The organism is Rhizobium mesosinicum, from assembly GCF_019511345.1.
Classification (GTDB): domain Bacteria; phylum Pseudomonadota; class Alphaproteobacteria; order Rhizobiales; family Rhizobiaceae; genus Rhizobium; species Rhizobium mesosinicum.
Genome location: NZ_JAEUAK010000007.1, coordinates 1 through 13,157, shown reverse-complemented (window position 1 = coordinate 13,157; position 13,157 = coordinate 1). Strand labels below are relative to the sequence as shown.

Sequence of the window (13,157 nt, the reverse complement as noted above, 5' to 3'; positions counted from 1 at the left end):
GCGATACTTAAGGGGTTTCTCGAATATCGCGGCAGGCGGCGATTGGTTATGTTGCCAAGCGGATTGGGGGGCGACGCCTATGCTTCAACACCACGCTACCATAACGCAAACGGCAATTCCGGGCAGTCGACACGGAACAGCTGTCGGAACAACCAAAGATCAGTCGATCAAGCTCAAGGCCAACGAGACAATCTACAGCGAAGGCGAACATGCACTTGCGATCTATCAGGTCGAAACCGGCGCGGTGCGAATTTATCGCCTGATGGCAAGTGGACAGCGATATATCCTGACGTTTTGCGGCGAGGGCGAATGGTTCGGCCTTGAAACCGGGAATGTTCGAACCGACTTTGCCGAAGCCGTCTGCGAGGCCTCCATCAAGCCCTTTCGGACCAACCAGAACGCAGTCGTTCCTGTCGACCTTCTTCACATCGCGCTGACGAACCTCGCAAAGGCGCAGCACAAGCAGCTCGTCATCACCGAGCAAAGCGCGCTGAAGCGGGTCGCGGCCTTCGTTTGCGAAATGGCCGACCGTCATCCGGACGATCTGGAATTTGACATGATGATGTCGCGCAGCGATGTGGCCGACTATCTCGGTCTGACCGTCGAAACCGTTGCCCGCTGCTTCACGAAACTCCGCGAAAAAGGCGTCCTTTGCCTGAAAGGCAAGCTGCAGCGCATCGTTCGACTTTTAGACCGCGACGCGCTGATTGCGCTGACCATCTGATGCATGACGCCCGGAAGCGTGGACGATTCTGGGACAAGGTCCTGGCCAAAGCAAAGAGGCCAAAGCGCACCCCTGAATCAAGTTTCATACGGTGCGCTTAGCGGTCATGGATTGAAATCGATCGTGCAAAGGGGGATTGAACCATGAGATGCCTATTCCGCCAAAGATCGAATGCAGCGGTCACAACATGCATTGCGGGTCTACTGTCGCTGGTGACCTTTCCATTCGCGATCGTTCAGGCGCATGACGAGCCGTTCGAGCAATTTCCCTTGGTCATTCAGTGCAAGTCCAACGAAACCTACCACACCTTTTACCTGTCGCGCATCTCACAGGATGGCATCGCAACATATCGGGCATCCGAACGGATCGCCGGCACGATCACCCTCGACGGCAAGGCCAAGGCAATCGGCGGTGAAGGTGGAGGCACATGCGTCGGCAAGACCTTGACTGAGCTTCGCGCCTCCCACCAAGCGTACGATCTGAAACGCTAGGCGGTGGCTGACATTCCTGATGGGGGCCAGAACAAGAGCAGTCCGAAATCCTACGCTAAGGGCGAACGGAATGAGAACTTATGCGACCCGCCGTAGCCCGGCTGGCAACGGAGCGATCGAAATCCGTTCGGCATCTGATGTTCGGCATCCCAGGTGTAGATGCCGGTAAGGTTGATGTGTTCCCAACTGAGCGGCGAGATGTGCTTCAACAGAGTATCAGGAATATCTCGACCCGCTCGCTTCAGCTGTGTGATTGCACGGTCGAGATAGACGGTATTCCAATGGACGATTGCACTGACGACGAGGTTGAGACCAGAGGCGCGGAGCGCCTGGCTTTCGAACGATCGTGGCAGTGATATCATCGCGATTGAGCGAGCCGACCATGTCCAGCAACAGGTCGCTTGCGAAATCACCGACATCGAAGCGGTCGACTCGTTTGTCGTTGAACACCTTCCGTTGTGCAATGCTGAGAGCTTCCACGCGGTTCAACACGGAACGGAGCGTCTTTCGGGCCACCTCGTGGACCAGCAGCGACTTTGCCTCTTGTGACGCTGTTTTTTTATCGACCATGGTTTTCCCGTGCGAAAGCCCGACTCAATGGCACATGCCCCCAGCGGTTCCGACGCGGCGAAGAAAGTTGTCGGAGGCAGCGCGATCGATATGTGATGAGTTGATCGAATTGCGCATTGAAGTTTGCAAAATTCCCAAACGGTTGTGGAACTCTAACGCAGGCACAACATTTCCCTCTTTAGTGGGCGTCTGTGCTGAGTTGATGGGCGCGACAGGGGACATCGTCATGATCGGAATGCGGATTTGAGGGGAACAACAGATGCGGGGGAGGCCACTGCCTGTGACCTCGAGCCGATTCATATTCCAGGGTCCATTCAGCCTCATGGCGTGATGCTCATCGCCGACGAAACTACGCTTGAGCGCGTCGGTCAGGCGGGAGATGTTGCGGAAGTCGTCGGCAACTGGCCGTCCGGGGTCACGGTTTCACAGCTGCTCGGAATGGATCTGGGAAAGCGGCTTGGTGAGATTTCCACTGGATCCGTAACGGTGCTCGGGAGAGTTAAGGCACGAGCCGGCGAACTGAATGCGGTCGCATACCGAAGCGGACGCTACCTAATCGTCGAACTCGACAGGGCCGAAGAGGAGCCAATCGAGGCGGTGCCGTTCCTTGTTCGACTAGACGCAGCGAGCAGTCGGTTCGAGCGCACCGGCAGTATGGCCGAGCTTTGCCGAGCAGCGGCAAGCGCATTTCGGGACATCACCGGTTATGACCGCGTCATGGTCTACCAGTTTGTGGACGAGGACGCCGGGGTTGTCGTCGGCGAGTCTACCGCCGGCGGCACCGCCGGTTTCATGAACCACCATTTTCCGGCGTCCGACATTCCCAGGCAGGCAAGGGCACTTTACCTTCGCAACCGTGTTCGCGTCATACCAGATGTGAGCTACCAGCCCCGGGCCATTCAAGGTGACCCGGATCTGAGCGAACTCGATCTGAGCGACTCCACGATCCGGAGCGTGTCGCCCATCCACATCCAATATCTCAAGAATATGGGCGTAGTCGCCTCGGCCTCTTTTTCGATTGTCAAGGATGGCTTCCTTTGGGGGCTAATCGCATGTCACCATCACGCGCCCCGCGAGATCGCCCTCTCAGCCCGAATGGGCTGTCAAGCGCTGGCTAATGCCCTATCAAGGCAGATTGGGAAGAAGGAGGAGGCGACACTATTTCGTGAGCGCATACGGCTCAGGTCGCAGGAGGACACCGTGCTTTCGCAGCTTGGGGAAGGCGGTTCTCTCGATAGATTTCTAAGGACGTCAGGCCCCGAGCTGCTACGCCTGCTGTCGGCTGATGGTTTTGCAGCCGTGCAGGGTAAGGAGCTGTTCACCTGCGGCATATGCCCCGACCAAATCGATATCAGGCGCATCGCCGAGGACGTGAGGCTTCCTGCGGCCGGACAGGTGCTCGCCACCGCGTCGCTCTCTACCCGAATGCCAGAGGCCGCCACATTCCGCGAACGCGCAAGTGGATTGCTAGCTGTCACAATGTCCACAGAGGTCCCCACGATCCTCATGTGGTTCCGCGCCGAGCACATCGAAGTGCTGAAATGGGCGGGCAACCCTCACAAGGACAGCCCGGCTGTTCCCGGTGACACGCTGACGCCAAGGGCATCATTCGAGGCCTGGAGCGAGAGCGTCAGGGGTAAGTCCCGACGATGGAGCCATGCCGAAGTCGAGGCTGCCGGCCGCATTGTCAGACAGATGTTGGAAGCCCGCAACAATGATCGGATGCGCGACCTTAATCGCGAGCTGACTACAACCCTCCGCGAGAATGAAAACCTCTTGACGCAAAAGGACTATCTTCTCAAGGAGGTCAATCATCGCGTCCAGAACTCTCTTATGCTCGTTTCGTCCTTCCTGCGTATGCAGGCCAAAGCGTCTGCGAGCGACGAGGTCAAATCGAACCTCGACGCGGCGCAGAAGCGTCTCAATGCGGTAGCGCTCGTGCATCGCCGCCTCTACCAAGACGACAGCGTCGAGATCATCGACCTCTCCCGGTACATCGAGAGCCTGCTCGCGGACATGATGACGACCATGGATGCAGGGTGGTCCGAGATGCTGTCGCTGGAGCTGGCGCCGGTCCTTATCTCGACCGACCGCGCCGTGAACATAGGCCTTGTCGTGACCGAACTGTTCATCAATGCGCAAAAATATGCCTATGATGGCAAGGAGGGTCCTCTTGCCATTCGGCTCGAACAGCATCGAGACAAGCTCCGCCTTACCGTCGCCGACAAGGGGAAGGGCAAACAGGCAACTGCGCCGGGCGGTGGTTTCGGGTCAAGAATGCTCAACGCGATGGTCAACCAGTTGCATGGCGACATCGATGAGGAGGACAACGGGCCAGGCTTGCGCGTCATCCTCACGGCCCCAGTCCATTAGCGGAAAACCTGATTGTCGGAGATAGAGGATGATTTCGCAACTCCGCTTCAGAGCACAAATGGGCCAGCTGAGAAAGGTAGCGGGATGGGCTTGGAACAGCTCCGACCTCCAGCGCGTGAGAAATGTTTGGGCTGGTTCGAGGGTGCGATGACGAACGGGATCGAGGCTGAGGCTTACGAAGCAACTTCACGCAGCCAGCGGCGAGATGCTCCGACACAACCTCCCTTTGTCCTTGTCGCCAATCTGCTGAAGTCCGTCGACCTTTCCCAGACTTCCATCGGTGCGCCGACCAACTGGCGTGAACCGCTTCGGTCGGTGACGGCACTGATGTTTGATAGCCACTTCCCGATGTTTGTCACCTGGGGAGAAGAGCTCGTTTTCCTCTATAACGATGCCTATGCCGAGATACTCGGGGGCAAACATCCCGCCGCGTTCGGCGCCCGGTTCAAGGACATCTGGTCTGAGATCTGGGCAGACATATTCCCGCTGATCAGAAAGGCCCTGGACGGTGAGGCCACCTACAGCGAGGATCTTCCCCTCATCATGAACCGTGCTGGATATGACGAGCGGAGTTGGTTCACCTTTTCCTATTCGCCGGTCCGCGACGACCGGGGCGTCGTCCAAGGCATGTTTTGTGCAGTCACTGAAACAACTGAACGCGTGCTTCTGCAGCAGCGCCAAGCGGTTCATCTCGCCTTAGAAGAGGAATTGAGGGATCTTGCCGATCCGCTTGCAGTGATGGAAACAGCGTCGCGCTCCCTGGGCCGCGCACTTGATGTTGCCCGCGTCGGATACGGAGAAATCGATGATGGCGAACAGCATGTCACAGTCGAACGTGACTGGACCGATGGCCGAATTGCGAGCGTCTGCGGCACGTACAGGATGAACGATTTCGGCCCCCCAATCATCGACGAGCTTAGAGCCGGGCGTCTGATGTGCGTAGATGATGTCGATCATGATCGTCGCGTCGGTGGCATGGCCGCGGCTTTCCACGCCATCGGCACGAAGACGGTGTTGGCCGTGCCCTTGATCAAGACGGGTCGATTCAGAGCAATGCTCTTTCTTCATGACCCCGCTCCAAGAAAGTGGACCTCCAACGATATCGCCTTGGCCAGCGAAGTTGCGGAACGGACCTGGTCGGCTGTCGAGCGGGCTAAAGCGGAGGCGGAGAAGGCGCGCTATACGGAACGCTTGGATTTTCTCGACGCGCTTGGGAGGGCGACCTCGGGTCTCAAAGACGCCGATGCGATCCTGCGGACGACCACTCAGATGCTGGGCGAAATCTTGGATGTTTCCATATGCGCCTACGCCGATATGGACGAAGATGCCGACGGGTTCACCATAAGGGGGGCTTGGGCGGCGCCCGGCTCCGGCCACATTACGGGACGCTACAAATTGGGGGATTTCGGAGAGCTCGCAGTTAAGGAGCTTTCAGCCGGCCGCCCGTTGATCGTCAATGACAATCTTCGAGAGCTCGCCCCACACGAGGCAGCTACCTTTCAGAATATCGGGGTTTCGGCAACGATCTGCATGCCGCTCGTCAAGGGGGACAGGCTCACGGCTCTGATGGCGGTCCATCATAAGGAGCCTTATCGCTGGACACCTCATGAACTCGCACTCGTACACGAGGTCACGGACCGGTCCTGGGCCCATATTGAACGAGTGAGATCCGAGACGGCCCTCCAGGCTAGCCAAGCAGAGTTGCGTCGGGCAAACGAGTCCCTTGAGGCAACAGTCGCCGAACGAACGGCGAAGCTCATGGCGGCGGAGGAATCGCTTCGCCATGTGCAGAAGATGGAGGCGGTTGGCCAGCTCACTGGTGGCCTCGCCCATGACTTCAACAACTTGCTGGCGGCCATTCTCGGTAGCTTGGAGGTGATGAAAACCAGGCTCGCACAGGGTCGCGTTGGCGAGATCGAGCGATATCTAAGCGGAGCGACCAGCGCGGCTAAGCGCGGCGCCTCGCTGACACAGCGAATGCTTGCGTTTTCCAGGCGCCAGACCCTAGATCCGAAACCGACTGATGTCGATCGCCTCATAGGATCGATGGAGGAACTCATTCGTCGCAGCGTGGGGCCGTCGATAGAGGTCGAAACCGATCGGCCTTCCGACACATGGGCGATCCTGGTCGATCCCGGTCAATTGGAGAACGCACTGCTGAACCTGTGTATCAACGGCCGCGACGCCATGCCCGAAGGGGGTAAGCTGACCATCGAGACGGCAAATCGCAACATTGATGCACGTGCAGCTACACAACTCGGCGTCTCGCCCGGTCAGTTCGTATCGATTTCAGTCTCCGATACCGGGACAGGAATGAGTGCGGATACGATCTCCCGCGCATTCGATCCCTTCTTTACGACCAAGCCCACGGGACAGGGTACCGGTCTTGGTTTGTCAATGGTTTGGGGTTTTGCTGGACAGTCGGGCGGCAGTGTAAGGATCGAGTCAGAGCTCGACAAAGGCGCCACGGTGTCCATGTACCTTCCGCGGTTTTCGGGAAAGGTTGAGCTTGGCGGATATGTTCAGGTGGACACGCCTGACGCCATGGCGACCGAACGTAAAATCCTCCTGGTCGACGATGAGCCGCTCATACGAATGGTCGCAGCCGAACAACTAGAGGAACTCGGCTACGTCGTTCTTCAGGCTGGCGATGCCAGAGAGGCGATTCAGATTCTCGAGACGGAACCGGGATTGGAACTGCTGCTCACGGATGTAGGCTTGCCAAATGGGATGAACGGCCGGCAGCTTGCCGATGCTGCCCGGCAAAGACGCCCGAATTTGCCAGTGTTGTTTGTGACGGGGTACGCTGAGCATGCCGTGCTGAACCACGGTCATCTCGAGCCGGGAATGCAGGTGATGACGAAACCCTACGATATAATCACGCTGGCACGGCGGGTAAGGGCCATGATCGAAAACGAATAGCTCCGTGGCGGTTGGCCTTCGAGGCGACTGTGTGAAAACCTCTCCGATGGCAATGTGAATGACCCAGAAGACGAACAGATTCATTCTTAGAGAGCGGACGAACGATGTCCATGCCACGTTGGAAAGCGCGGTGGGGCAGTTCTCGGACGCCGAGACCTATATCCGCTACCTTCGGGGGATGATGACATTCCGCGAAACGATTGAACGCCAACTCGTCAGCGCAGCAGCTTCTGTAGTGATTCACGGCTGGCTACCAGGCGAGATCGCACCTTTGCTTAGGAAGGATTTGGAAGACCTTGGCCAGATCAAGCCTAAAGCGGCGTCGAGTTTCGACCTTCCCAATGACCGGCAGGGTCTGCTCGGCGTGCTCTATGTGCTGGAAGGCTCCGGTCTGGGCGCGCGTGTGTTGACGCGTCGCGCGGAGAAACTCGGTTACTCCCCCAGTTTCGGTGCGCGGCATCTGGCAAGCCAGATTTCACGGGCGGACTCTTGGAACTCACTTCTCGGCTTGCTAGATGAAATTGCCACGTCTGATATTGATCGAACGGTGCAAGCCGCAAGAATGACGTTCAAGGTGGCTATCGACGTGTTTGAACGGTGAGATTGATCTGTGATGGCAAACCATCTGCTGCCGGATGCCCGCCTACGGCAGCTTCCAGGCACTGCGCCGGTGAGCCTAAATGTCCGATTTGGAGCGCAACGCAGCCGAATCGTTCACTGCAACTAGGATGTTCGTTGGGCGACAACATTCAGCATGAAGCGCTTGAAGGGATTGGAACCGAAGACTCCACGTGGATCGCGCCAATGCACTAATTATCTCTGATAATGTCTCACAGATAGGAGGGAGCTGACGCGGCCGGCGCTAGCGCATAGACGAGTGGCCCAGCGCCTAGGTGACGCGCCCGGCGGCGTCTGGTTGCCCTACGCGCACGGTCAGCCCTGCTGACCTAACCTCAACCATTCTTTGGTCACCAGCGGCCGCTTCAATCCGCCTCTCCACCAAGCCAATGCCTTCATACGCGCCGCCAGAAGATCAGGCCGATTAGCAGGAGCCCGATTAAGGCGGCCAGGGTTTGCCCGTAAAAGCCAACGCCCTCGATCCGCATGTTGAAGATTACCAACTCAAGTTTATTCATTCCTAGGTTCTCCGTTGACTTCAAAAGGAAGCCTGGCCTGCTTTCCGAATGTTCGCAAAGCACTGCTTCCACGGACTTCATTCTGCGGCCACTGCAACACCGTTAAGTGCAGTGCCCGCAAGAATTATGCCTTGAAAAACAATGATAGAGAAAAGGTTGGGATGAAAACTCCATGAAGACGCTAGCGGCCGACGCCGTTCTATCTCAACCACGACATGTTCACCAGGCAGGGCTTCTCAACCTTAGCTCGAAACGTCCACCAACAGGTTGAGCCAGGGGAATGTCGTTCTACTGTTTCCAGCTGAATTGCTTCCAGATGTTCTTCTTGCGGCTGCCCCAACGTCGCCGCGTCCCTCAGCGAGTATAAGCATCTTCCGTGATCCAGGTACGTTGCGGAAGCGTGATTTCGGCCAGCTTGGCATAGTTGGCTGCCGGCCCACCAGACGATATCGTTGTCGCCGCGAACGTCTGTTCGCGCGGCTCGTATCGAGCTCGTTCGATACCCACCACCTGGCTCACGGCGAACGTGTTTCCTGCATGCTGCTTGGAGGGGGCGGGGTTGATAACGCTTTGAATCGTCAAATTGATCTTCAGGCCACAAATGGCAGCATCTGAGGTTTAGGTGCCGCCGATTAACGCAGCCATGACCCGATCGCCGTCGTAAGAGGTGATGACGCCCCCCCCCCCCGCGACCGAGCTTTCAGCTCTGCATGCCACGTAATGTATAGCGGCGAATGCTCGACGATGACAAAACACAAGAGGCTCGATAAAGTATCCGCGATGACCCCTCGCCCAGAATACCTCCTCTTCATTGACGATACCGGCAGCCGGGATCCCGACCACGATCTTCCCCAGCAGCGAAAAGACGGTATGGACTGTTTCGGCCTCGGCGGCTTCCTCATCAAGGAGGAAGACGTCGACGAGTTGAAGGAGAGGTATGCCGTCTTTTGCGCGGCACATAACATCACCTATCCGCTTCACTCGCACAAGATTCGGGGTGGCCGCGGAGATTTCGGTTGGCTGAAGAATCCTGAGAAAGCGCGGATCTTCTTCCCAGAGCTGGACGCCTTCATTCTCGGACTGCCTGTGATTGGCATTGCGGCCGTCATCGATCGGCCGGGGTACGTGTTGCGATATCGCGAGAAGTATAACGAACGGCTCTGGCTCATGTGCAAGACCGCATATTCCATCCTTATCGAACGTGCTGCCAAGTTTGCCGATAGCGAGGGCCGCACCTTGCGCGTCTTTTTTGAGGAAAGCGGTAAACACGAGGACCGGGATTTGATTGCTTATGCCAAAGCGGTGAAGGCCGAGGGCATGCCCTTTGCCGGCGAGGGTGCCGCTGCATACGAGAGCCTGCCTCCAGAGGAGTTCCGGCGGATCGTCATGGGTGAACCCAAACGGCGGACCAAGAAGGCGCCGATGCTGCAAATCGCAGATCTGATGCTGTACCCGATGGCCAAGGGCGGCTACGACCCCACCTATAAACCGTATGTGGACCTGATGCAGGCGGGAAAACTGATCGACGCACTCCTCCGCGAAGAGGACAGGCCGAATCTAGGCATCAAATACAGCTGCTTCAAATGAAAAAAGGTCCTTGCGGACCTTAATTCGTTTGCGGCCAGCGCCTAGCGCTGACCCCGGAGCGTTGCTCTAAAATCCATATAGGACGAAGTTGCGCGCAATGCAACTTTTCTGTTGCGTCGGAGCAACCGGTGCTGGTTCGGTATCATCGGGTATGCTCGGATCGCACCGCGAAGCGGGATTGGCACCAAAAAACTGCTGATCATTTTTCCTCAACCCAAGGCACCACGTGGAGCTTTGGCCACATTTTGATCCATCGGTTGACCTTCTGCTCGTAAATCTCCCTGATCTGGCTCTTGTTCGGACGGACAATACCCTCGAGATCGGCAAGGTCGAAGGGAGCGCAAAATTCGAGGCTGCCATTATTGGAACGAAGGCCAACCGCCGTGGCCGTCGTCGGAAAGGTCGCTATAGCATCGGCGGTCGACAGGTATGGTATGATAGGATAGCCGAATTTCGTCTCGTACCAGAGGTGAACCCTCGCCTCATTTTTCACATCGATCCAAAGACCCAGTTCGGAAAAGGCGCTACGTATTCGAGCTGCGTGTTCCGCTTCGGCGTCCTCGGAAAGATCGTTCCCGTCGAAATAGACGATATCGATGTCATTGATGCCATGAGCCAAAGGGAACCCCGCCGCATGGTTCCATACCGTTTGAGCAATCGCCCCAGCCACGAGCCAGGCGTCTAGCAGAGCAACCCTATTCCATTTATCAAAAAGAACCGGCAGCAATGATTTTTCAGCGAGATTGATTCTGCCACACTTTCGGCCGCGTTTCTCGTTGGCGGCGTCGTCATCCGTGGTCGCCGGGAAATACGTGAAACCCGCGATGCCGATCGCCTCACGAGAACCAGGTTACGGCCAGGCGACACCCTTGCCTGGGTCTTCCTCTACTTGCAGAATAATCGCTCGAGCATAAGAGGAAGCATCTGGATGTCGTCATGTAATGGAGCTTCGCGGTTTAATCGGAAATCGGTTACTTCTGCTCCCTTCCGTTGCCGCCGTGATCCATGATCACGCCGGCAATCTACTGCTGCAAGAAAAGGCTTCAGAAGAAGGATGGAGCCTACCTGCAGGGGCAATCGAACCCGGCGAGACGCCCCAGGAGGCTGTCGTTCGGGAAGTCGCGGAGGAAACCGGACTTGTGGTCTCCGCAGACAAGATTGTCGGTGTCTTCGGCGGTCGTGATTTTCGGTATACATATCCGAATGGTCATTCTGTCGAGTACTTGGTGACGTTGTTCAAGTGCCAGGTGCTTCGGAAGCTCGGATCCCTTATGCGAAGTTCGGCCATGCCTCGATCATCTATCGCCAACATCGACGGGTCAGTGATGAGTTCTCGAAGCTCATCACGCCCTGCACTCAAAATTGGCTGTAAGCGTTTGCGTAGACCGACGCGGGGATGGTTGGTTTGAATCCCTTGATTGTCTGTGTCGTGCCGTCTTGGAAAGCTATCGTCAGAGACGAGGTAGACTGCCGCAAGAAATCCACAGTGATCTTATCGTTCGAGCCTTCGAAAGTAATAATGGCGCCACCAGCGATCGCCTCGACGTGCATCTTGTTGGCGGTCAAACCGTTACCGAATTTTAGGACGTTGTCACTCGTGCCGACTGTGACGGTGTCGTGACCGTCTCCGGCGGCGAAATACGCCATCGATCCGGTCTCAAGAAAAATCTTGTCGTTCCCGAGTCCACCGATAACCTCAGAGCCATAAGCGGCACTCATAACGTCATCGCCGGCACCACCGTCGGCTAAACTGCCAAACGAAGCACGAATGCCGTCGTTGCCAGATCCCGCTTTGGCCGAACTTTTCATGGAAAGCTCGATTGTATCGTTTCCATTGCCAGTTTGGACGGTACTGCCATTGTCAGCGGTGATGTCATTATTTCCATCGCCGACAACAATCACGCTCCCAAGCCGACCCCGAATGACATTGTTGCCTGCCAAATCTGTGATTTTGCTTTCGCTGCCTTCGATCTTGTCGTTCCCTTCGTCGCCATTGGCGATCCCGCGGAAACTGGCATCGATATAGTCGTCACCGGAGCCACCCGAAATCGTCGTGCGGTAGTCGCCGAAAATGACATCGTCGCCTGCGCCTCCAGAGATTGTCGAGCCCCATCCACCTTTGAGGATGTCGTTGCCGTCGCCACCGGAGATGGAGCTGTCGGCCCCACCCCACATGACATCGTCACCCTTGGTACCCTGAAGCGACTGGAAGGATGAGCCGATCACGATCATGCCGGTATCGTATTTCATGCTCAGGAGAAAGTCCTGGGGTGGCCCAACCGTCTCAACTCCAGCGTCGACAAGGCCTTGCAAAATTCGGGCGGCGGCAGACTGCTGCGTCACACCATCTTCAGCGGCTTTATTGCGGATGCCGAGCAGAATATAGGCGACGGAGGAATCAAATGCGGAAGTCGGAATGGTCGTCATGCGCTGTGTCCTCGGAGGTCGACCACCGTCATCGGTGTTCGAACCGCTGATAAGAGGGCGGGAGCGTCATGCCCGCTAGTTGTGGATGATGAATCGACTTTAGATTGTGGATAATTATTGGAAGGTAACCAGTTCGTCAACCTCGCAGATGCCATGAGCAGGCGGCAAAACTGTCACCTGCTCCCAGCCATCGGGTCGCTTATCGAGACTGTAGGTTAAATTCCGTCGATGCGTCACCAGCCGCGGCCGCGAAGCCAGCATTGCTCGACCGGCACCTCATCACCACCGTAAAGCCGCGTCACTCGCCTGTACTCCCCATTCTCGAAAGCCGTCGCGAGCGCTTTTTCCGATTCCTCATCCCGCATTCCTTCACAGGGGAAAGATAGCCACCGGCGAAATCCATTGCGCGTCAAAATCCTCACCCCAACCCAGCATCAACGACCGACCGGCCCTGCCCTCACCTGCCCGGCCGCGCCAGCGATCGGGCGATATCGATGATGTCGTCGCGGCCGGCAGTCGGGTCCTCCCTGTTCCAGGCAACACCGAGCCCGATCTTGAAGTCGATCCCCCTCACCTTCTTGAGCTCGAAACTGCGGTTCGGCAGATCCTGCGTCCATTCCGGCACGAAGCCGATGCCAAGCCCTGCCGACACCAGCGACACCAGCGAGAAGGTATCGTCACAGGTATAGGTGACATTGTCGGTCAGATCGTGCTCCTCGAATTTTTCGGCGAAATAGCGCTCGCTGTAGGAGAGGTTCTGACGGGAAAAGGAGATGATCTTCTCGGAGCGCAGATCCTCGAGATCGATCTCGCTCTTCAATGACAGCGGGCTCTCCTTGGCCACCGCCAGCAGGTAGCGCTCATGGGCAATCGAGAAGAAGCGAAGCGAGCCGATATTCTCCACCGGCCGGATGAAGCCGAGATTGA

At 57.0% G+C, this 13,157-nt stretch carries 12 protein-coding genes and 1 pseudogene; 7 read left to right on the top strand and 6 right to left on the bottom strand.

Going from position 1 to position 13,157, the window contains the following annotated elements:
- The first annotated feature begins 79 nt into the window (after positions 1 to 79).
- Both JNB85_RS18625 and JNB85_RS18620 read left to right on the top strand, forming a co-directional pair.
- On the top strand, positions 80 to 724 hold the full coding sequence (locus JNB85_RS18625; RefSeq protein ID WP_220335794.1) for a helix-turn-helix domain-containing protein: 645 nt from the start codon (positions 80 to 82) through the stop codon (positions 722 to 724).
- Between the two features lie 143 nt (positions 725 to 867).
- Positions 868 to 1,215: a hypothetical protein gene (locus JNB85_RS18620; RefSeq protein WP_220335793.1), complete on the top strand. Its 348-nt coding sequence runs from the start codon at positions 868 to 870 to the stop codon at positions 1,213 to 1,215.
- Positions 1,216 to 1,293: 78 nt separating this feature from the next.
- Here JNB85_RS18620 and JNB85_RS18615 read toward each other — a convergent pair.
- Positions 1,294 to 1,562: pseudogene (locus JNB85_RS18615) on the bottom strand (Tn3 family transposase); the annotation flags it as partial.
- Between the two features lie 466 nt (positions 1,563 to 2,028).
- On the opposite strand from JNB85_RS18615, the gene JNB85_RS18610 reads away from it, so the two are divergent.
- From JNB85_RS18610 to JNB85_RS18600, 3 genes are all read left to right on the top strand, one after another.
- The gene (locus JNB85_RS18610; RefSeq protein ID WP_220335792.1) at positions 2,029 to 4,158 is read left to right on the top strand and encodes a histidine kinase dimerization/phosphoacceptor domain -containing protein; all 2,130 of its coding nucleotides are present in this window, start codon (positions 2,029 to 2,031) and stop codon (positions 4,156 to 4,158) included.
- 147 nt (positions 4,159 to 4,305) lie between these two features.
- The gene (locus JNB85_RS18605; protein ID WP_223216532.1) at positions 4,306 to 7,080 is read left to right on the top strand and encodes a GAF domain-containing protein; all 2,775 of its coding nucleotides are present in this window, start codon (positions 4,306 to 4,308) and stop codon (positions 7,078 to 7,080) included.
- A gap of 58 nt (positions 7,081 to 7,138) precedes the next feature.
- On the top strand, positions 7,139 to 7,681 hold the full coding sequence (locus tag JNB85_RS18600; protein ID WP_220335791.1) for a biliverdin-producing heme oxygenase: 543 nt from the start codon (positions 7,139 to 7,141) through the stop codon (positions 7,679 to 7,681).
- 412 nt (positions 7,682 to 8,093) lie between these two features.
- On the opposite strand, the gene JNB85_RS30955 is transcribed toward JNB85_RS18600, so the two are convergent.
- Both JNB85_RS30955 and JNB85_RS18595 read right to left on the bottom strand, forming a co-directional pair.
- Positions 8,094 to 8,216, bottom strand: coding sequence for a hypothetical protein (locus JNB85_RS30955; RefSeq protein ID WP_262928186.1), 123 nt, complete (start codon positions 8,214 to 8,216; stop codon positions 8,094 to 8,096).
- 354 nt (positions 8,217 to 8,570) lie between these two features.
- Positions 8,571 to 8,798, bottom strand: a complete 228-nt coding sequence (locus tag JNB85_RS18595; RefSeq protein WP_220335790.1) for a hypothetical protein — start codon at positions 8,796 to 8,798, stop codon at positions 8,571 to 8,573.
- Positions 8,799 to 8,960: 162 nt separating this feature from the next.
- Here JNB85_RS18595 and JNB85_RS18590 point away from each other — a divergent pair, with 162 nt between their 5' ends.
- Positions 8,961 to 9,803, top strand: coding sequence for a DUF3800 domain-containing protein (locus JNB85_RS18590; RefSeq protein WP_223216531.1), 843 nt, complete (start codon positions 8,961 to 8,963; stop codon positions 9,801 to 9,803).
- 199 nt (positions 9,804 to 10,002) lie between these two features.
- Here the strand turns inward: JNB85_RS18590 and JNB85_RS18585 are convergent, their stop codons facing one another.
- Positions 10,003 to 10,530: a nucleotidyltransferase family protein gene (locus JNB85_RS18585; RefSeq protein ID WP_222858711.1), complete on the bottom strand. Its 528-nt coding sequence runs from the start codon at positions 10,528 to 10,530 to the stop codon at positions 10,003 to 10,005.
- A gap of 214 nt (positions 10,531 to 10,744) precedes the next feature.
- On the opposite strand from JNB85_RS18585, the gene JNB85_RS18580 reads away from it, so the two are divergent.
- Positions 10,745 to 11,212: an NUDIX domain-containing protein gene (locus JNB85_RS18580; RefSeq protein WP_220335789.1), complete on the top strand. Its 468-nt coding sequence runs from the start codon at positions 10,745 to 10,747 to the stop codon at positions 11,210 to 11,212.
- On the opposite strand, the gene JNB85_RS18575 is transcribed toward JNB85_RS18580, so the two are convergent.
- Both JNB85_RS18575 and JNB85_RS18570 read right to left on the bottom strand, forming a co-directional pair.
- Positions 11,160 to 12,230, bottom strand: a complete 1,071-nt coding sequence (locus JNB85_RS18575; protein ID WP_220335788.1) for a hypothetical protein — start codon at positions 12,228 to 12,230, stop codon at positions 11,160 to 11,162. The two genes, JNB85_RS18580 and JNB85_RS18575, sit on opposite strands and share 53 nt — an antisense overlap.
- Before the next feature lie 457 nt (positions 12,231 to 12,687).
- Positions 12,688 to 13,157, bottom strand: a 470-nt coding sequence (locus JNB85_RS18570) for a LysR family substrate-binding domain-containing protein (protein ID WP_220335787.1), incomplete at its 5' end; no start/stop codon positions are given.